Genomic DNA, 19,074 nt, shown 5'->3' with positions numbered 1-19,074 from the left:
CGAACTCAGGTGTGAAACGTGACAGCGGCGAAGATAGTTGGAGGGTAGCCTCCCGCAAAAATAGCTCATCGCCAGGTTGAATATTAAAAGAACAAAGCCTCCTTTCTTAGCTGAAAGGAGGAGTTTTGTTTTTGATTATACGGATGGTGGGTTTGGTTACAGCAGGTGATTATGGGTTTATTGTTCGGGCTTTCATTTCTTTAGCTGCAAGTGCATAGCCTCCATCAGCACCATCAAAAAAATGTACTTGTCGTCCGCTAAGATCGAACACTAAACAGCTTAGCAACGCTCGATCGCTGACGTGCAATCCATAGACAAGCTTGCCTGATCGATACTTCCGCTCTAAGTAATCGGTGAGCTTCTCTCGTTGCAGGGCATCTCCAGCGATTACCATTCGCAGCATATCATCAAACTTGCAATAGTCAGTTGCAGCCGCTACAACGTCTTGATATTTACCCCAATCTGTTCCGCCGACGTTGAGCTTAAATTTCATAAATATCCAGCCGAGCAGATTTTCAAACTGAATTTTGATCAGATATTTGAGTTTGCTGAACCCATGGTTGGTCGGGGTACGGACTTTAGTTTCTTTAAGAAGTGTGTTGGGGCTGAAAGATAAAGAGCGGCGATCGCCCGCTCCATAGATTCAGTTGAATTTGTTCGATTAGGTCTCGATACTCTTCGTCGTGCGTTGCCAGCACTAATAAACTGACCGTTTCTCCATAGCGACTTGGAATGTCTTGCCAGCGACACTCTAAATTGAGAACCGATACGATCAAGCAAGCACCCAACAAATTGACATCTTTATAGCGACCCTGCTCAATGGCACGAGTCGAGCCGATGATATCGGTAATCACAATCAGCCAATCATCAGGAACAGCCACAAAATTATGATGGTCAGTGATTTGTACAAAGTCAGTCAAAACAGGTAAATCGGAATAGAAATACCGAGTAGGCATGGTCTTAGTTTAGTACATGCTTTGTATAATCTAGCACTAGTACGGAATTCTCTCTGACGTGGATTTAGTCGTTTAATGTAGATTCTATGAACCTTCTGCAAATTCTTCAAGATGACTATCAGCGCTTTCCAGACGATCAAACCTATGGTCTTTACGCTGAAGACGTTTACTTTAAAGACCCGTTGAATGAGTTTCGGGGACGAGATCGCTATCAGCAAATGATCGGCTTTATCAAAACCTGGTTTCTCAACGTCCAGATGGATCTCCACACAATTCAGCGCAATGGCAATTTGATCAGGACAGACTGGACATTGAGTTGGAACACGCCTCTACCGTGGAAGCCTCATATCTCGATTAGCGGATGGAGTGAGCTAACCGTCAATGGGGATGATCTGATCGTGTCACACATCGATTATTGGCACTGTTCGCGTTTAGACGTGTTAAAACAACATTTCCGCTAACGGTGCGCGATCCACAAAGCTGGGTTCCTGTGGGAGAATGAAGTTAAGTAAAAGAATGTAAACAATTCTCAGGCAAGGACTTCGATCGACCATGCGTGTAATTTTGATGACAGGGAAAGGCGGCGTTGGCAAAACCTCTGTAGCTGCCGCAACTGGGCTTCGTTGTGCAGAGCTTGGTTATCAAACCCTTGTCTTAAGCACCGATCCGGCTCACTCGCTAGCCGACAGTTTTGATCTAGAGCTAGGTCACGAGCCAAAGCTGGTTCGCCCTAATCTGTGGGGTGCTGAGTTAGATGCCCTGATGGAGTTAGAAGGCAACTGGGGTGCAGTCAAACGCTATATTACTCAGGTCTTGCAAGCGCGGGGGCTAGATGGCATTCAAGCTGAAGAGTTAGCTATTCTCCCTGGTATGGATGAGATTTTTGGGTTGGTGCGGATGAAACGCCACTATGACGAAGGCACCTTTGATGTGTTGATCATCGACTCTGCACCAACTGGAACCGCACTGCGGCTGTTAAGTCTGCCAGAAGTTGGCGGCTGGTATATGCGAAAGTTTTACAAGCCATTTCAAGGAATCTCGGTGGCATTGCGCCCCTTGGTGGAGCCGATTTTTAGACCGATCGCTGGCTTTTCTCTGCCCAGCAAAGAGGTGATGGATGCGCCCTTTGAGTTTTATGAGCAAATCGAAGCGTTGCAAAAAGTGTTGATCGATAACACGCAAACTTCAGTGCGACTAGTCACCAACCCTGAAAAGATGGTGATTAAAGAGTCGCTGCGTGCCCATGCTTATTTGAGCTTGTACAATGTTTCGACAGATTTGATTATCGCAAATCGCATTATTCCTGAGTCAGTGACTGATCCATTCTTTAAACGTTGGAAAGAAAGTCAATCGCAATATCGTCAAGAAATTCACGATAACTTTGCGCCTTTACCTGTGAAGGAAGTGCCGCTCTATTCAGAAGAAATGTGCGGGTTAAAGGCGCTCGATCGCTTAAAAGAAACGCTCTACCCCAACAACGAAGATCCTGCCCAGGTTTACTACAAAGAGACGACGCTGCGGGTTGTGCAAGATCAGGGTCAATATAGCTTAGAGATTTATCTGCCTGGAATCGAAAAAAGCCAGATCGAACTTAGCAAAACGGGCGACGAGTTAAACGTGCGGATTGGAAATCATCGCCGTAATTTAGTGTTACCTCAAGCATTAGCGGCGTTAAACCCGGCGGGGGCAAAGATGGAGGACGATTATCTCAAAATTCGGTTTGCTGACCCGGCGCGAGTCTAGATATTGTGGTCTTCGCTGTCTTGTTCTCGCCCTTGCAAGCGATTAAATAACTTGGATCTTTAGGATTTAAGAAAGCACTCTAAAATCCTATTCTTGAAGACTTAGGATAGGTTTTACAGGAGAACAAGACCATGCCCAAGTGGAAGATCACAACCGAGTTTACGTTTAACGCCGCTCACTCAATTCGTGACTATGATGGGCCCTGTGGACGACTGCACGGACACACGTATACCGTTCGGTTAGAAGCGACGAGCGATCGCCTTCATGCTTCAGAATATTGTCCTCATGCAGCAATGGTGGCAGACTTTAGAACGCTCAAATGGGCAAAACGAGATGTTCTTAAAGGCGGACTCGATCACTGCAATCTCAATGAAGTGTTGCCAGAAGGCTATGAATCAACGTCAGAGATGATTGCTCAGTATATCTACGACAAAACCAAGAAGACCCTGCCGGAGGGCATCAAACTCAAAGTTGCAGTGTCAGAATCGCCAAACTCATGGGCGGAGTATGAGGATGATTGATTTTGAATTGACCGATCGCGCCTCGACAAATCAGACCACGTTGCCGATTGTCGAAACCTTTCACTCGGTTCAAGGCGAGGGCGCTTGGACGGGCACAAACGCATTCTTCATTCGATTGGGGGGCTGTGATGTGGGCTGCTGGTTTTGCGACACAAAAGAGTCTTGGAATCCGCGACGACACCCACAGCGAAAAATAGTGGACTTGGTGGCAGATGCGATCGCAGCAAATCCGGCGATCGTCGTGATCACAGGCGGCGAACCTTTGATGCACGATTTAACGGAGTTGAGTCACTCGCTTCACGATGCAGGTCTGCGAGTGCATTTAGAAACGTCTGGCGCACATCCATTTAGCGGTCGATTTGATTGGGTGACGCTTTCCCCTAAAGTCTCTAATCCGCCCCAAGAGAGCGTTTATGCTCATGCGAGTGAACTCAAAATCGTGGTTGCAAACTCTCAAGATTTGATTTGGGCAGAGCAGCAATCTGCAAAGGTTGTAGCCTCGGTAATTTGCTATTTGCAAGCTGAGTGGAACACAGAAGGAAGTCGTGATCTGATTTTTGATTATGTGTTGCGACATCCACAATGGCGAATCAGTGTGCAAACTCACAAAATGTTAGGAGTCCGGTAGAGAAGCGATTTTCTCTCTGACCCACTTCCGAAATGCTTTTAGTGCTGCGCTTCTTCCCTCTGATTTGCTTTGTCGCACAAAGCGAGAAACCGCTTCTGTGATCGAAAAGTTTGGAAACGTCGGGCTAGTTTCAGATTGAACATATTGATTGTCTTGAAGAACATCGATTCTCAAGCTTCCAGCTTCATATCGCCAGAGTTCCGGCACACCCAACGCTTGATAAGCATCTAATTGGGTTTTAGACGTGACATCAATTTCGATCGCTAAATCGGGTGGTGGGTCGATCGACAAATCGATTCTTGACTTTCCTCGCATCCGTTCGGGGTGTTGGATGTAAAAGCAGTTATCTGGCTCGATCCCCTGCTGCATCTCTTGTCGCTTAAAGGTGGTTGAGCCGAAACATTCGCAATCCATATCCAACTCTTCGAGCAAGATTTTTACCAAATCTCCGATCATCTCTTTGCTGACTTCATGCTCTGGCAATGGAGCCATAATTTCTAATGTTCCTTTGCTGTAAGCCAATCGCGTGTTGCGGCGATCACCGAGTTCTTCCAAAATCGCCTCAAACTCTTGCCAATTAATATCTTCTAGCACTACTCGCTGCCCGGCCAAAACTCGAATTTGTTTCAGTTGAAGTGTAACCATGTTGGCTCCTCGGCGAGTGGAGATCGGGATAGAAAACCCAGAACATGAGATTAGTTTGACATCCTCAACCCGCACTCTTCAGGTCAAAGATTACGTTTTGTCAAGACTAATGAGAAAATAGTCTTCCTTTACGACCCCGAAACTCGGTACACTACAAGATGAATTCTGAGATACCGCAATAAATATGAGCGTAGTTAGCCAAGTCATCCTTCAAGCCGACGACGAACTCCGTTATCCCACGAGCGGCGAGTTGAAAGGCATAAAAGAGTTTTTTCAAACCGGGGTACAGCGCACTCGCATCGTCGAAACGCTCTCATCCAACGAGAAGAAGATCGTCGAGCAAGCTAGCAAAAATCTTTGGAAAAAGCGCCCCGACTTTATCGCCCCCGGCGGTAACGCCTACGGCAACCGTGAACGCGCCCTCTGTCTACGTGACTATGGTTGGTATCTCCGCCTAGTCACCTATGGCGTATTGGCCGGGGATAAAGACCCGATCGAGAAGATTGGTTTAATCGGCGCACGTGAGATGTATAACGCCCTGGACGTTCCTGTTCCTGGCATGGCAGAGGCGATGCGCTGCCTTAAAGATGCTTCTCTAGCACTGTTGAGCACCGAAGACGGGGCAGAAGCCGCTCCTTACTTTGACTACCTGATTCAGGGTATGTCTTAGAGCTAGGTTGCGAAAAACTGAATATTGTTGACTTCCCCACGATCGAGAGAGGTTTCTGGCTCTTTAACGTCAGAACTCTCTCGATCGTGGGGAAACTTTTTACAGACAAAGGGCATTGCTGAATGTGAATTGCCCTCCTCAACGCCAGATAAAGTTCCGAAAATAAAGGAGTCCAGATTGATCTCTAAACTGTAATGACTCAACTCGATCAGATTTTGAACTTTTGGTTTGGCGATATGCAAGATGTCGCTCAGTTAAAGTCTCGCAAGGTTTGGTTTACCAAAGATGCGGCGTTTGACAAACAGGTGAAGCAGTTCCAATCTGACTATGAGCAAGCCGCCTCAGGTCAACTCGATCGATGGCTCGACTCGCCCCAAGGTTGTTTAGGGCTTGCCCTGCTGCTCGATCAGTTTCCACGCAATCTGTTTCGGGGTCAGCCACGATCGTTTGCCACCGATGCCAAAGCGCTCTCTGTGGTACAACACGCTATTGCTCAGAGGTTCGATCGACAATTGCCTCCAGTTCAGCGACAGTTTCTCTACTTTCCAATGGAACACAGCGAAAACCTGGAGCATCAACGTCAGTCTGTGAAGCTATTTCACCAGTTCAGCGATAATCCCGATCTGAGTGACACTTACGATTTTGCGTTGCGCCATCAAGCCATTATTCAAAGGTTTGGACGGTTCCCTCATCGCAATCAGATTCTCAGACGTGCTACCACGCCTGAAGAAGCTGAGTTTCTCACGCAGCCAGGATCATCTTTTTAACTGAGAGGCTATTTAATCGGGTAGATAGTCCTTTTACAACGTTCCATAACCTCGCCAAACTCCCACCAAAACGCCTTGCACATCCACTTGAGCTGCCGAAACTTCGGTGACAGGATAAAGGTCTCGATTGGGGTTGCCGGGTTGAAGAATCACCTTGCTGCCTTTTCTCTGAAAATATTTCAGCGTCGTTTTTCCTTCGACTCGTGCGGCGACGATCGCGTTGTTCTTTAAAGTCTTCGGGTCTGGCACTGGCTGCATAATCACAACATCGCCATCATCGATTAGCGCATCAATCATGCTGTGTCCGCGCACTTTTAAGGCAAAATGCTGAGGTTTGATCAACAGACTGGAGAGATCGAGATGCTCAACTTCGGTATCAGAGAAAGTTTCTACCAGACTGGTTGCGGCGATCGCGCCCAAGATTGGCACACCTTTAGGTTCGGGGTGCAGCAGACGAATGGTGCGAGCTTGTCCTTCTGACCAGGCGATGTAACCTTTATTTCGCAAGTGTTCTAAACGGCTCTGCACGGGGGCTGGTGACTTAAGATTCATCGCTGTCATCATCTGCCGAATTGAAGGAGAATGTTGATGTTGGTAGATATATTCGGCTAGCCAGTCGTAGAGTTGCCTTTGGGCTTCGGTGAGAGGTTCCAGCATAATTAGTACAAATGATGAAAGATTTTAGAACATTTGTATCACATATTAGTACAGTCGTCTAGTGATTTAAACAAAAGATCTCTAAGAACATTCGTATCATCAATTTTGACATTTGTCTTGCGATCGAAAAAAGATTGCGATCGTTCTCGGTGCAGTTCGTTTGCGATAATGAGTGGGTTGATAAAATGCTGTTTTGATACGGTGACTTATGACTGCTGTTGAAACCACTCCTCGTCTGGCATCTCGCGTTGTAAATCGCATTCTAGCGATCAAGCCATTGTTTAATCTGGCAAAATATCAGGCGCGTCAGATGATGATTAAGCGGGCAGAGTCGATCGGAGTGCAGTGGGTTCAAGAAGCCGAAACGCTGCGATCGCGCGATTGGACAGCCGAATTCAATCAGGTCAACTATCCCGATTTAGCCTATCCCGATTATTATTTGCGCCCCTTCCATGCTTACAACGAGGGCAATCTAGGCTGGGAGCCTGCCACAGAAGTCGAAGTAGCTGCCTACGCCGTTCATGCCCGAATTTGGAAAGATGCTGGAGCAGAGGGTGATGCTCGACTGCGGCAAAGCTATCACGCGATTTTGAAAGAGTTACCCAACGCGCCAAACGATATTGTGGATCTGGGTTGCAGCGTTGGCATGAGTACCTTTGCGCTTCAAGACACGTTTCCCAGCGCCAAGATTACTGGAGTCGATTTGTCGCCCTATTTTCTAGCAGTTGCCTACTATCAAGCCCAGCAGAAGCGTCAAAATCCTCCGATTTGGGTTCATGCCGCCGCCGAGTCAACCCGCTTGCCGTCTAGCTCTTTTGATTTGGTGTCTGCTTGTTTGATGTTTCACGAGTTGCCTAGAACTGCTGCGATCGAGATTTTGCAAGAAGCGAAACGGTTACTGCGTCCCGGTGGACACTTAGCGATTATGGATATGAATCCGAAGTCAGAAATTTATGCGAAAATGCCGCCCTATATTCTGACGCTGCTTAAGAGCACTGAGCCGTATATGGATGATTACTTTTCGTTCGATATTGAGGGCGCGATCGTAGAGTCGGGGTTTGCTCAACCTACGGTGACTTGCAACACGCCTCGCCACCGCACGGTCGTGGCTCAAGTAAAATAGACGATTCTCTACTGACTGTCTTATCTTTTGCTGGTCAAACTGAATGCCCGAAAGGATTTTGCTTGTTCCTCAATTCGACTGGCAAGCCGATCGCAGACTAAATTGCAAAGATCAAAAATCAAATCGTCTTCAACGCTGTAATAAGCCAGGGTGCCTTTGCTGCGACGGGTTAAGATGCCCGCTTGCAACATCACCTTTAGATGTTTTGAGACATTTGCCTGACTTGTGTCGGTCACTTCAACCAAATCCTGAACGCATTTCTCGCCGTCTCGCAGCAGATTGAGAATTCGGAGGCGCATCGGCTCACCCAAGACACTGAAGTAGTCGGCAACTTGCTGGACAACCTCTTGCGGAACAGGCTTTGCGGTTTTCATGTCGATTGAAGACAGGCTAGCTGGGATCACCAAATCTTATCGAGTAGAGTTCTCTATAGCAATAGAGTAATCATTCACAAGCCTGAGCTTCGCAGAAACTTCATATAACCACGTGACAGATGAGTGGATTGACGAAATTACGATCGCGCTAACTTATGGTAAATCTCTACAGACATCAACTCGATCGCTCCCAAATTCACAGTCTTAATCTAATCTTCCAGGCTAGATCGAGGGGATCAAGCTACCTTGGGGGTAATCATTAGCCCCAGCGAACGTAGAGTTAGCAGAAATCTTATGGCACAAAGCTTTGGCGTAATTGGTCTTGCGGTGATGGGCGAAAACCTAGCGCTGAACGTTGAGCGGAATGGTTTCCCCGTTTCTGTCTACAACCGCTCTCGTGAAAAAACTGACGCATTCATGGAGCAACGAGCACAAGGGAAAAATGTCGTTGCAACGTATACGATCGCAGAGTTCGTCGCGTCTTTAGAGCGTCCACGTAAAATCTTGATCATGGTGAAAGCGGGTGCCCCCGTAGATGCCGTGATCGACCAACTCACCCCCCTTCTCGACGAAGGCGACATTATGATCGATGGGGGCAACTCGCTGTTTAGCGACACTGCCCGCCGCGCTCGTCACCTCGAAGAAGCAAAGTTTACGTTCATTGGCATGGGCGTGAGCGGCGGTGAAGAAGGGGCGCTCAACGGTCCGAGTTTAATGCCCGGAGGGACTAAAAAAGCTTACGAATATCTGGAACCGATTTTGACTAAAATCGCAGCTCAGGTTGATGATGGTGCTTGTGTGACTTATATCGGCCCAGGTGGGGCGGGTCACTATGTGAAGATGGTTCACAACGGCATTGAGTATGGCGATATGCAGTTGATTGCAGAAGCCTATGATCTGCTCAAAAATATCGTTGGCTTAAATCACGAAGAGCTACACGAAGTCTTCACCGAGTGGAACACCACTGATGAACTCAATTCTTATCTGATCGAGATTACCGCCGACATCTTTAAGCGGATTGATCCAGATACTGGGTTGCCGATCGTCGAGCTAATCTTAGACGCTGCTGGACAGAAAGGCACCGGACGCTGGACAGTCATTGACTCGCTCGAACAAGGGGTCGCGATTCCGACGATCATTGCCGCGATCACCGCTCGAATTATGTCTTCCTACAAAACCGAGCGGATGGAAGCGTCTCAAGTGTTAACAGGGCCAAGTGCCCAGTTTACTGGAGACAAAAAAGCCTTTATTGCGATGGTGCGCGATGCCCTTTATTGCTCTAAGATGTGCTCTTACGCGCAGGGGATGGCGTTGCTGAGCGCGGCATCTAAGACTTACGGCTACGCCCTTAACCTGAGTGAATGTTCTCGTATCTGGAAAGGTGGCTGCATCATTCGTGCCAGATTTTTGGACAAAATCAAGAATGCCTTCAACGAAACCCCCAATCTGCCAAACCTGCTGTTAGCACCCGAATTTAAGCAAACGATTCTGGACAAGCAAGAAGCGTGGCGAGAAGTGATTGCTCAAGCGGCGAAAATGGGAATCGCGGTTCCCGCGTTTAGTGCCTCGCTGGATTATTTTGATAGCTATCGGCGCGATCGTCTCCCTCAAAATCTTACTCAGGCACAGCGCGATTACTTTGGCGCTCACACCTATCTACGAACTGACAAAGAGGGCGTTTTTCACACTGATTGGAGCGATATCTCGTCAGCAAATGTGTCTACTCCTCAAAAACTAACCGCAGATGAGCCAGCCGCAAAAGTTGAAGATGTGCAAATTAAGGAAGTGCAAACTAAGAGCTAATTAAACGTGAATTCGATGAGATTTATCGCTTCGTCAAGAGCGGCTTCTGCCCCCTAAATCCCCCATTCTGGGGGACTTTGAACCGGAAATTTTGACTTGAAGTCCCCCAGTTTTGGGGGATTTAGGGGGCGCGATGGACTGGTAACGAAGTCGTCAAATTCACGTTAATTAAGCATTAGGTTTGACGAAAGTACGATCGAACCTTCTCATAAGGGCGCAATAGACTGCGCCCTTTTTGTTTAAGTAAACGTCAGCCTACTAGACAGTATCGTGTCTTCGAGCTTTGATCCTAGAATGCTGAAGCGCGATCGGAGTTGCAATTGGCTCCACCTTGCTGGCGGTCAGGCTACGAGTAATGTCAAGTGCTTGCAATCCTTCAAGCACAGCATCTCGGACGATCGTGTCTTCTTCTCGACTTAGCATCACGCGCAGATAATCTGCCATCTGGCGTTTTTGGACGCGATCGCTCTGTTGCTCGATCGCGTTAGTGATTCGTCGCACTGCAATCAATCGCTTGAGCGGATCGCTATTCGTCAAATCGTCCAAAATTTGGTTCAAGCGAGTTGTGGGGCGACTTTCCTGACGGTTCACCATTTGCCAGATTAAAAGTCCCAATGCTGCGATCGTGGTCGTTTGCTGTAAGAGCATTCCCGTCGCGATCCAAGGACTGTTGACTTCAGCCCATAAAGACGCTGCTAAATAGATGCCAAAAGTCGCCGCGCACCCACTTGCAGCCGCTAAGAGAAATGTCTGATTCCAGCCTTGCAGAAATTTTTCCATCTCTGACCAAGGGGCTTTCCAGTTGCCATCTTGCATCAGGTAAACTAGCATCATCACCGCAACCCCGGCACCCGTTGCCAGCACTAAGCGACCATTCCAGAACAGTAGCCCGATCGTGCCTCCGGTCACTAGCAGCCAGCCTCCCGATGCTGACCAACGACGCAAAGCCAGCGGCTTGAGGCGACGATCGCGTTGAATAAGGCTGACCAGATTTCGCCACTGAGATGAAGTCTGTGCCACGGTTCTAACCTGTTTGACTTAAAACACTCCGCTATTAGAATACCTGGTTAAATCGAGAAAGGATAAGCAATTTTAATTAAGTCGGGTCGTTAATCGAACCCATAAATAAAATTGCACCTGTTTTGTTGTCTCGAATCGCGCAGAAAAAGGGACGATCGACGGTCATTGAGAAGGGGGCAACAGTCACCTGAGCAGATGTGGCTCGAATTCCGACTGAGGTAACGGCGGCGGCTTCGGTGCCTTCTTCATTCACTTCGACAAAGGTTTTGTGTTTTACTTCGTCGATGCGCGTTGAAGTGGTGCTTAAGTTAGAAAAATCTGCCTTTGATGGATCAAATGCAACTCCCATTCCCAACGCTGAAAGGGACTTTTTAAGTTCGATTTCATAGTCCATCTTAAAGCGCGGCAGTTGAATCGAGCCTTCCCGTTTACCAAAGGCTTTCATCCAGGTTTGCCAATTTTCTGCCGTCAGCGTTTTCTGAAACTCTGCAAGACTAGAATTTGACTTGGGCAAGAAGACATAGAGACTCGTGCGCCCTTTGCCGTAAGGGAGACTGACCGCTTGAAACTGCTGATTTTCGTAGTAGCGATAATCGCCCTTTTGCGACATCATCGGGTGTTGTTTTGGACGACCGTTTGCCAGAGTGAAGGGCTGATCGGTCGTTTGACTCTTATCAAATTCGTTCATCCACTTGCCTTTGAAGTAGATGGCGTTGATCAAAAACATTACCTGCTCGGCATCAATGCGATCGACAATCTCGCTAATTTTGCCCTGGGTATTTTTTTTCACCCAGCCGTTGATCTGACTCGGCGCTGAAGGATCGGCAAAATCGAGAGACTTGACTTCGGCAGCGTAAAACGTTTGATTGCGTTGAATAAATTCTGGCTTGAAGTCAACGCCTTTTCTGGCCCAAAGCGAATTGGCGATCGTCAACTGCACGTTTGGGTCGCTGCTTTCAAGACTGGTTTTGAGATTGGCATTTGCCTGATTGATCTCTGATAGGCTCATTCCCTGCATTTCTAACGCTTTCGCGATCGCTTGCTGAGTTTCGCCTTTGGCACCGTTGTAAACCATTGAGAGCGCGATCGCGACACTCGAAGGCGACACAAAGACATTCTTTTTGCCATCTTGCTTGAGAATTTCGGAGAATAGCTTGAAGCTAAAACGAGTATTCGCCTCGACGAGTTTTGGATTAACCACGATTTTGGGTTTAGCCGCGCTCGGCTTTGTGGTTGAAGTTTGATCTATCGGCTTGGGATTTAGATTTGAGCTTGATGCAGTTGAACAACTGACCGACGTTAAGGTGACGATCGCTGCCAATACGGCGATGCCAATCCGGGTAAATAAAAGTTTGCTCATCGAGGTCGTTCTCATTGCGAAATATTGTCTCTATCTTTCGCTACGGTAGTATATGCAGAATTTCCGGTAAGGCTGGTTACAGTTTTTGAGACGCGGGAACCGTCCACCATGCCAGCGCATAGGGTTGAATCGGCTGATTGACGCGCTGACGGAATAGGACTCGGATTTTATAGCGTCCTGTTGTGGGAATTTGATGAAAAATATGTTCCACGCTATCCAAGTCGCTGATCGATGAACTAATGCTCTTGCGAATATCGTTATCTTCTGCCCGCATTAGGTAGAGATCGAGATTGTTGAGTCCGCGATCGTTAAATTTTTCTCCTGCATCAAACTGCCCGTTGCGATTGCGATCGCTTAACTCCACTAATCGATCCCACGCTAACGTTAATGCAACATAACTTCCCTGCTGCAACGGGTTTGCCAACGCATAATCCTGAAACGAGACATTTCCTGCACCGACTTTTCCATAATCCCACCCGATCGCTGGCACGGGCTGTTCAGGCTTCCACTCACCGGGGCTAAATTGCTGATATGCCCGAAATGCGTTCAACTGTCCTGCACCCATTTGAATATTAAGCGGCACTTTAGGATTTTTATAAGCATCTGACTCTAGCCAATTTTGATTATTTTTCTCCAACAACGTGCGCGTCATTCCTAGAAGTTGACCATTGCTGCTATCTTTGATTTTGTCAGCCGAATTCATCATCACGGCTTTCATCACTTCATGGCGACGGGCATCCAATCCCCAAGGCAATTTGCAGCCCGCACCGCGTTTACAGTTGGTTCGCAGTTGACGATCGCCAAACTCCTGCAATAATGCCACCGTTGCGGTGACGTGGGGTGCGGCAAAACTGGTGCCGATCGAGGTCGTTTGCTTGCCTTCTAGATTGGCGACCGAAACCTTATTTCCAGGCGCAGCGAGTGAGATACCACGTCGCCCTCCCAGGTTTGTCTCAACGCCATTGTTGCGCTTTAAAATACGCGGAGCCACATCGCCAATATTAGAAAAGTCAACTTTGGCATACACGCCATTTAATCGCGTTGTGAATGCAATATTCATGCCATTAAAGTTGTCAGTCGGAATCGGAATGCCGCCTTTGCCCTGATTGCCTGCAACCACATAGACAACATTGTGAACCCGCGCTGACCAGTCAATGCAGCGCGTCAACAGCGCATTGCCATCTAGCTTGGCACTCGGTCGCGGGTCTTGCTGAAGGGCTTCGCCAAAGCTGAAGTTAATTGCCCGCACATCGCCGCCATTCTGCATTGCCAGATATTGAGCAGACAGACACTCTTCAGGCTGTCCACCCTTATGAGGAATGGCAGCCGCCGAAGAATAGAGTCGAGCATTGGGCGCAACGCCTTTAATTGCTTTGCTGTTGCCAATCAAAATACTCGCAACTTGAGCCGCATGAGTGTCTAGATTAGTGTTGCTTTTAGCGGGTTGATTGCGAAGAAATGCCCGCACGATCGACACCACTTGATTAGTGTTTGCCGCTTTATCTAAACCACTTTGGGGAGGTCGCCCAATCTCAAGCTGTCCGATCGCGATTTTGCGTCCGGTTAAGTTATGAGGCGGCTTTTGCAGCTTTAAAGCATCGATGCCATCTTGGGCGATCGAAGACTCTTCGACAGACGCGCTTTTAACGCCGCCTGCTAATGCTGCCCAAGTCGCGATTCCACACGCCAACCACCCTAATTGATGAATCCGCCGCACAACATTTCGCTCCCAATTTGTCACGCTTATTTTCGCTCGATCGCTCAAAAAGCTCAGAGTTTATCACCAAAGCTTTACAAAGTTTCCTTGAGAAGATGAGAGAAAATATTCACAATTTGTTAAACTGGACACAAATTTAAGCAGTCTAAAAAGTAGAAGCCACTATGACAACGCCATCCCAGAAGTCGATCGTCATTGCTCCATCGATTTTGTCTGCCGACTTTAGCCGTCTTGGAGACGAAATTCGTGCCGTTGATGCAGCCGGAGCCGACTGGATTCACGTTGACGTGATGGATGGTCGCTTTGTCCCTAATATTACGATCGGGCCGTTGATTGTCGAAGCAATTCGCCCGGTGACTCAAAAGCCTTTGGATGTTCACCTGATGATTGTCGAGCCAGAGAGGTATGTCGAAGATTTTGCCAAAGCGGGCGCTGATCACATCTACGTTCATGCTGAGCACAATGCGTCGCCTCACCTGCACCGCACCTTGGGGCAAATCAAAGAATTGGGCAAAAAAGCGGGCGTTGTCTTGAATCCCGGCAGTCCTTTAGAGTTAATTGAGTATGTGCTTGACCTGTGCGATCTGGTGCTGATCATGAGCGTTAACCCTGGTTTTGGGGGTCAGAGCTTTATTCCTGGGGTGGTGCCCAAAATCCGTAAGCTGCGTCAGATGTGCGATAAGCGCGGTCTTGACCCTTGGATTGAGGTTGATGGCGGCTTGAAGGCAAACAACACCTGGCAAGTGATCGAAGCGGGTGCGAATGCGATCGTGGCTGGGTCTGCTGTCTTTAACGCACCTGACTATGCAAAAGCGATCGCAGACATCCGCAACAGCAAGCGCCCTTCTCCTGAGCTTGCCGCCGTTTAGTCTCTGATTATTTGAATAGAAAGGGGAGAAGATCGGGTGCGATCGTCTCCCCTTTTTTGATTGAGAAAATTCTGAAATAGTCTAAAAGCTATCATCAAGAGTTCAAAACTCTATTACTAAATACAGGCTCGAATAAAATATTTGAGTGACATAGCGATCGCGTCCCTATTGCCTTCCTAGGGGCACATTGGGGACACGATTACTCCTTAATGTTGCAAATAACTTAACATCAAAACTTGGTTCATATGTACTAAAATAATACTGGCTTCTCAAATGGCATAGTTAGCGGTACAGCTATGTGGAAGCATCACAAGTAGTATTTGAAACGAGGAAACTTCTCATGACTAAGCAATCGTTAATCAAAGCACTCCAGCAGCAGCTTACTCAGATAGAAGACTTGACGGAGAAACAATTGAACAGACTCTTAGAAAGACTAGAAAGCCAGAAGGCAAAACTTCCATTGGAGGATCACGCAATTATTGGTTGGGGGATCAGTATTATACGAACTAAAGTGCAGGAAGAGGAGCAGTTAAGAAAGAAGGTGAGCGAAATATTTAGCAAATACCATAGCATTGAAACTTTCATAGTAGGATTAGTAGGAGAGGGTTTCTGCTTTAATAATCCCACTAGTGAAACTAGGTTGCGTCACGCTGGCAAAGACGAACTAGTGGCTATCGTAAATGAAAGTCATGCTTACGATACAAATAAATTTATCGAAGATTACGTGCCTCTCTTTAAAGAATATTTACGCGACTTCTGTGCTTCCCAGGAAAGAGCTACGCTGTATTCAAATTGGATTGAGAAATATATAAAATTCTTTGAGAGTAGTGCTTCTTGCATGGAATCTCCTAAGCTTGCATTTTACTACCGCAGTCTTAGTGAAGAACTTAGTAACAATGAGGGATAAGTTTAAGCTGTTACTCAAATTTAGTAGGATTTTTCTTACTCTGTTCTTCAGCTTGTCTTCTTCTTTCATTAATTCTACGAGGACGATCTGTATAAGCATAGTTGGCAACCTCATTACTCAAATCGTTTTCCCCTAATTTACTGAGTGTTGCTATCAGAAGGCTCATTTCCATGTGAAAAACTCCTTCCAGACGATCGTGTATGGACTCTGGTATTAATTCCGCAGTATTCTCTTTGTCGGCTGGCTGGAATCTTTCATCAATTTTAAAAAGGAAAGAATCTTTTGAGGTTTCGCTCAGTTTAAGACTTTTAACTTTAGCTCTCAATACCATATGTTCAAACTGTCTTAGTTTCTCTAGATCCTCTTGTCTAAATTCAGCTCTGTCTAACGTTACATTTGATCTGTCAAGAAGTTTATCAATTGCTGACAGAGTTCTCTGTTCTGTTTCCTTCGAGGCAAATTCTGGATATATTTTAGCTTCATCAATTATTTGAGCTATCTCGATGTTTAATAACTCATGTTCTAACCAATTTGTATGCGACTCAACTGTTTGTAGCCGTTTGGTAAAACGTTCACTCTTGATAGCGTTTGGAACTATCTGATTTTCTAATTCGCGCTGTAGCTCTAGCTTTAATTTTTCTTTCTCCGGCTCTTTTAGAATTTCCGTAAGAATATCTTTTACGGCAAATGCAGCAAAGATTGATGCGATCGCAAACACAACAGGAAAAGAAATTTGTTCAAATAAATCTCCTTTCATCTTGTTTTCTTGGTTCGCTATTTCTTTTTTAATCTCATCTGATATCTGTCTTTGAATTTCCGCTTGAGAAGTTGTTTTCCGAAGAACAATCTGCTTTCCTACCTCTTCTCTAACCCGGCTCTCTAAATTCGCTGAATTTAACAACTGACTATCTGTGCTAGCAGGCTTAAAGATGTTAGAACTCCACCCCACCAGCACAAAAGCCGGAACATAACATAAAAGAGGAACTAGACAAATTTTTAACCATGACATTCCTGACATTTCTTATGAACCTCAATCTAGTGTTTCTAAGATATGAACAATTTCTCTCAAAATTTCTACTTGGTCAAGGGGGGCATTTTGAACTCGATCGACAATCAGAGATGCGGTTGCTCGGTTGACCTGAATTTCTTGGGCAAGCTTGCGAATACTGATCTCTCGATCTAGCTTACAGAGTAATAAAATTGCTCGAAACCATTTGCGTAAATCTAAATGTGTCTTGTGAAATAAAGTACCAACTGTCACACTATACGAAGTAAAGCAACCATTACAACGGTATCGATGTTCAATTTTATACTTTGTTGCCTTGGTTGAACCGCAGTAAGGACAGATCGGCGTTCCATTCCAGCGAATTTTCTCTAGACAAGCAAGACACTCCTCATGAGTCTCAAACATGGGGCGATACTCCTGACGTTAGGCAATTGGGGGATAATTGCCTAAGCTACAGAGAAAAAACCCTATCAGGAGATCAGCCGCAAACTATACAGAACCCTCAAAACCTTCACGCGTTAGCTTTGAGTTGTGTACTACGCTACTTAACTCAAAACCAAAAAACTCAGCGATCGCTGCAATAAAGTTTTGCTCCTACCTCTGTTCGTAGCACAGGCTTAGATTAAGACTACAAATCAGAGCAACAGGTAATGTTTTAAACCTGTTGCTCTGATTTATATGAACGTTACCTATAACGCCCCTATAGAAATTATGACCTATTCTTCGATGACTTCGCGAATACGACGCTCTAAACGATCGAGATCCAGCCCTCCCTCATCACGAGAAAATCGGCGAACCGATTTATTCACCTGCTGCAAATCATTAAACAAGTCGCGCAAAATCTCTTGCTGCTGACGAGATTGAGTCACCTCACGCGGCTCTTGAACTAAATCGCGCACGATCGAGTCTTCTGCCCGTGACGCAACGATCGGGTCAGGTTGCCCTTCTAACTGGACAAACGTGCGACGACCGGGGCCGCGATCTTCTTCGATCGGCACCACAGCGGTCACTTGGTCAGAGCGCACATACTTCCCAAACCCCAGATGTACCAGCACTGACGATTGAATTCTCATTTGCTTTCTCTTGACTCTTATATCCCTATTATCGCTGTTTTGATAATAGCTGTGAGTCATTTCCCAGGCGGTTTCCACGGCATTTCTGGGCGGATTTCTTTTGCCTTAATTTGATTACCCCGCCGATCGTTGGGCGGGTGTTTTTAACAGCTTGTTTACCAGTGCAGGAATGTCAGATGGGCGATCGGCAACCGCAATCTTGGCGCGATTGAAAGCATTGACTTTGCTATCTGCGGTGCCAATGTCTGGGCCAAAATCAGCAATTTGTGAATCGATAATGGCTCCGGCGTGTCCCATGCGTCTACCTCTGGGGGCACTACGTCCGGCAATGTAGGCAATCACAGGTTTATCGATCGCTTCTGCAATATAGTGGGCTGCCGCTTCTTCACTATCTCCACCAATCTCACCCACCAGAACGATTACCTCAGTGCGATCGTCTTCTTCGAGAATCTGTAGCCACTGCGGAAACGAAGAACCGACGATCGTGTCTCCGCCAATGCTGATCCCGATCGATTGTCCTAGCCCTGCCTGAGTCAGCGTCCATGCCACTTCATAAGTTAAGGTGCCACTGCGACTGATCAGACCCACCGAGCCAGGTGTGTAGAGATCGGGTGGATGAATGCCTAGCAAAATCTGACCCGGCACAATAATTCCAGGACTGTTCGGCCCGACGAGCAGCGTTTCGGTCGCTTCGGCTTTGCGAATCAGATGCACCATGTCGAGCGGCGGAATGCCCTGACTAATCAAAATCACTTGCCGAATGCCTGCGGCGATCGCTTCTAAAGCAGCATCTAGTGCCGCGTAAGGCGGAGTGCAAATGACGGCTGCATCGATCGTGCCCACGATCGGAATCGCTTGCTCTAACATGTCAAAGACGGGAATGCCTTTGAGAATTTGTCCTCCAAACCCAGGGCTGATGCCAGCAACCACATGCGTTCCATACGCTTTCATTAGGGGCGCACAGGTTATCCCCAACGGCTCCATGATGCCTTGCACGATGACTTTGCTAGCTGGGGTAAAAATCATAGGAGTTTAAAGGTAGCTGCTCAAAGAGAAACTCGATCGATAGATGAAACTAACGGTTTTGGGGCAGAAGAGACAACCTGCAAGGACTATAAACTTTCTGCGAAGGAGTCGCAAGACAGGAAGATTTGAGCGCTCAGGGCTGAAGTGCCAGAGTTTCTAAGGGTTTGAGTAAAAGAATCCTCACAAATTGCTAAAGCATCGGAGACAGT

22 protein-coding genes are annotated in these 19,074 nt (G+C 46.9%); 10 read left to right on the top strand and 12 right to left on the bottom strand.

The window, feature by feature from the left end:
• Positions 1 to 169: 169 nt before the first annotated feature.
• A complete protein-coding gene (locus BRW63_RS29605) occupies positions 170 to 643 on the bottom strand; it encodes a DUF3095 family protein (RefSeq protein WP_219898699.1) in 474 nt (157 codons plus the stop codon).
• The gene (locus tag BRW63_RS29600; protein ID WP_073073802.1) at positions 588 to 956 is read right to left on the bottom strand and encodes a DUF3095 family protein; all 369 of its coding nucleotides are present in this window, start codon (positions 954 to 956) and stop codon (positions 588 to 590) included. Before BRW63_RS29600 ends, BRW63_RS29605 begins: the two co-directional genes overlap by 56 nt.
• Positions 957 to 1,042: 86 nt before the next feature.
• Here BRW63_RS29600 and BRW63_RS18595 point away from each other — a divergent pair, with 86 nt between their 5' ends.
• From BRW63_RS18595 to BRW63_RS18580, 4 genes are all read left to right on the top strand, one after another.
• A complete protein-coding gene (locus tag BRW63_RS18595; RefSeq protein ID WP_073073801.1) occupies positions 1,043 to 1,417 on the top strand; it encodes a DUF2358 domain-containing protein in 375 nt (124 codons plus the stop codon).
• 91 nt (positions 1,418 to 1,508) lie between these two features.
• A complete protein-coding gene (locus BRW63_RS18590) occupies positions 1,509 to 2,699 on the top strand; it encodes a TRC40/GET3/ArsA family transport-energizing ATPase (RefSeq protein ID WP_073073799.1) in 1,191 nt (396 codons plus the stop codon).
• A 131-nt stretch (positions 2,700 to 2,830) separates the two neighbouring features.
• Positions 2,831 to 3,220: a 6-pyruvoyl trahydropterin synthase family protein gene (locus BRW63_RS18585; RefSeq protein ID WP_073073797.1), complete on the top strand. Its 390-nt coding sequence runs from the start codon at positions 2,831 to 2,833 to the stop codon at positions 3,218 to 3,220.
• Positions 3,213 to 3,848 (top strand): 7-carboxy-7-deazaguanine synthase QueE, encoded by a 636-nt coding sequence (locus BRW63_RS18580; RefSeq protein ID WP_073073796.1) that lies wholly within the window; start codon positions 3,213 to 3,215, stop codon positions 3,846 to 3,848. Before BRW63_RS18585 ends, BRW63_RS18580 begins: the two co-directional genes overlap by 8 nt.
• Here the strand turns inward: BRW63_RS18580 and BRW63_RS18575 are convergent.
• On the bottom strand, positions 3,834 to 4,493 hold the full coding sequence (locus BRW63_RS18575) for a Uma2 family endonuclease (RefSeq protein WP_073073794.1): 660 nt from the start codon (positions 4,491 to 4,493) through the stop codon (positions 3,834 to 3,836). The genes BRW63_RS18580 and BRW63_RS18575 overlap by 15 nt on opposite strands.
• A 184-nt stretch (positions 4,494 to 4,677) precedes the next feature.
• Here BRW63_RS18575 and BRW63_RS18570 point away from each other — a divergent pair, with 184 nt between their 5' ends.
• Both BRW63_RS18570 and BRW63_RS18560 read left to right on the top strand, forming a co-directional pair.
• Complete coding sequence (locus BRW63_RS18570) at positions 4,678 to 5,163, top strand: allophycocyanin subunit alpha-B (protein ID WP_073073793.1); 486 nt, start codon at positions 4,678 to 4,680, stop codon at positions 5,161 to 5,163.
• A gap of 194 nt (positions 5,164 to 5,357) precedes the next feature.
• Positions 5,358 to 5,930, top strand: coding sequence for a DUF924 family protein (locus BRW63_RS18560; protein ID WP_073073789.1), 573 nt, complete (start codon positions 5,358 to 5,360; stop codon positions 5,928 to 5,930).
• A 33-nt stretch (positions 5,931 to 5,963) separates the two neighbouring features.
• Here BRW63_RS18560 and lexA read toward each other — a convergent pair whose 3' ends face one another.
• Positions 5,964 to 6,587, bottom strand: a complete 624-nt coding sequence (lexA, locus tag BRW63_RS18555) for a transcriptional repressor LexA (protein WP_317615828.1) — start codon at positions 6,585 to 6,587, stop codon at positions 5,964 to 5,966.
• A gap of 208 nt (positions 6,588 to 6,795) precedes the next feature.
• On the opposite strand from lexA, the gene BRW63_RS18550 reads away from it, so the two are divergent.
• Positions 6,796 to 7,710, top strand: coding sequence for a class I SAM-dependent methyltransferase (locus BRW63_RS18550; RefSeq protein WP_073073788.1), 915 nt, complete (start codon positions 6,796 to 6,798; stop codon positions 7,708 to 7,710).
• 20 nt (positions 7,711 to 7,730) lie between these two features.
• Here BRW63_RS18550 and BRW63_RS18545 read toward each other — a convergent pair whose 3' ends face one another.
• Entirely contained in the window at positions 7,731 to 8,084 is a 354-nt protein-coding gene (locus BRW63_RS18545; protein WP_073073786.1) for an ArsR/SmtB family transcription factor, read from the bottom strand.
• 294 nt (positions 8,085 to 8,378) lie between these two features.
• Between BRW63_RS18545 and gndA the strand changes: the two genes are divergently transcribed.
• A complete protein-coding gene (gene gndA, locus BRW63_RS18540) occupies positions 8,379 to 9,887 on the top strand; it encodes an NADP-dependent phosphogluconate dehydrogenase (RefSeq protein WP_073073784.1) in 1,509 nt (502 codons plus the stop codon).
• Between the two features lie 258 nt (positions 9,888 to 10,145).
• On the opposite strand, the gene BRW63_RS18535 is transcribed toward gndA, so the two are convergent.
• The 3 genes from BRW63_RS18535 to BRW63_RS18525 all read right to left on the bottom strand — a co-directional run bounded on the left by BRW63_RS18535 (position 10,146) and on the right by BRW63_RS18525 (position 14,008).
• Positions 10,146 to 10,907, bottom strand: a complete 762-nt coding sequence (locus BRW63_RS18535) for a hypothetical protein (RefSeq protein WP_073073783.1) — start codon at positions 10,905 to 10,907, stop codon at positions 10,146 to 10,148.
• Between the two features lie 76 nt (positions 10,908 to 10,983).
• Positions 10,984 to 12,267, bottom strand: a complete 1,284-nt coding sequence (locus BRW63_RS18530; protein ID WP_083583056.1) for a serpin family protein — start codon at positions 12,265 to 12,267, stop codon at positions 10,984 to 10,986.
• Between the two features lie 76 nt (positions 12,268 to 12,343).
• The gene (locus BRW63_RS18525; RefSeq protein WP_223257430.1) at positions 12,344 to 14,008 is read right to left on the bottom strand and encodes a S8 family serine peptidase; all 1,665 of its coding nucleotides are present in this window, start codon (positions 14,006 to 14,008) and stop codon (positions 12,344 to 12,346) included.
• A gap of 140 nt (positions 14,009 to 14,148) precedes the next feature.
• Between BRW63_RS18525 and rpe the strand changes: the two genes are divergently transcribed.
• Both rpe and BRW63_RS18515 read left to right on the top strand, forming a co-directional pair.
• Positions 14,149 to 14,853, top strand: coding sequence for a ribulose-phosphate 3-epimerase (gene rpe / locus BRW63_RS18520; protein ID WP_073073779.1), 705 nt, complete (start codon positions 14,149 to 14,151; stop codon positions 14,851 to 14,853).
• A gap of 340 nt (positions 14,854 to 15,193) precedes the next feature.
• Positions 15,194 to 15,760, top strand: a complete 567-nt coding sequence (locus BRW63_RS18515) for a hypothetical protein (RefSeq protein WP_073073774.1) — start codon at positions 15,194 to 15,196, stop codon at positions 15,758 to 15,760.
• Positions 15,761 to 15,770: 10 nt separating this feature from the next.
• On the opposite strand, the gene BRW63_RS18510 is transcribed toward BRW63_RS18515, so the two are convergent.
• The 4 genes from BRW63_RS18510 to BRW63_RS18495 all read right to left on the bottom strand — a co-directional run bounded on the left by BRW63_RS18510 (position 15,771) and on the right by BRW63_RS18495 (position 18,865).
• A complete protein-coding gene (locus tag BRW63_RS18510) occupies positions 15,771 to 16,778 on the bottom strand; it encodes a hypothetical protein (protein ID WP_106254130.1) in 1,008 nt (335 codons plus the stop codon).
• 12 nt (positions 16,779 to 16,790) lie between these two features.
• Positions 16,791 to 17,171 carry a transposase gene (locus BRW63_RS18505; RefSeq protein WP_073073770.1) on the bottom strand — a complete coding sequence of 127 codons (381 nt, stop codon included), beginning with the start codon at positions 17,169 to 17,171 and terminating at the stop codon, positions 16,791 to 16,793.
• A 311-nt stretch (positions 17,172 to 17,482) separates the two neighbouring features.
• Complete coding sequence (locus BRW63_RS18500) at positions 17,483 to 17,839, bottom strand: hypothetical protein (protein WP_073073768.1); 357 nt, start codon at positions 17,837 to 17,839, stop codon at positions 17,483 to 17,485.
• Between the two features lie 114 nt (positions 17,840 to 17,953).
• A complete protein-coding gene (locus BRW63_RS18495) occupies positions 17,954 to 18,865 on the bottom strand; it encodes a succinate--CoA ligase subunit alpha (RefSeq protein ID WP_073073767.1) in 912 nt (303 codons plus the stop codon).
• Between the last annotated feature and the right edge of the window lie 209 nt (positions 18,866 to 19,074).

This window comes from Phormidesmis priestleyi ULC007 (assembly GCF_001895925.1).
In the GTDB taxonomy this organism is placed as follows: domain Bacteria; phylum Cyanobacteriota; class Cyanobacteriia; order Leptolyngbyales; family Leptolyngbyaceae; genus Phormidesmis_A; species Phormidesmis_A priestleyi_A.
This window is presented reverse-complemented; position numbering and strand designations above follow the sequence as displayed.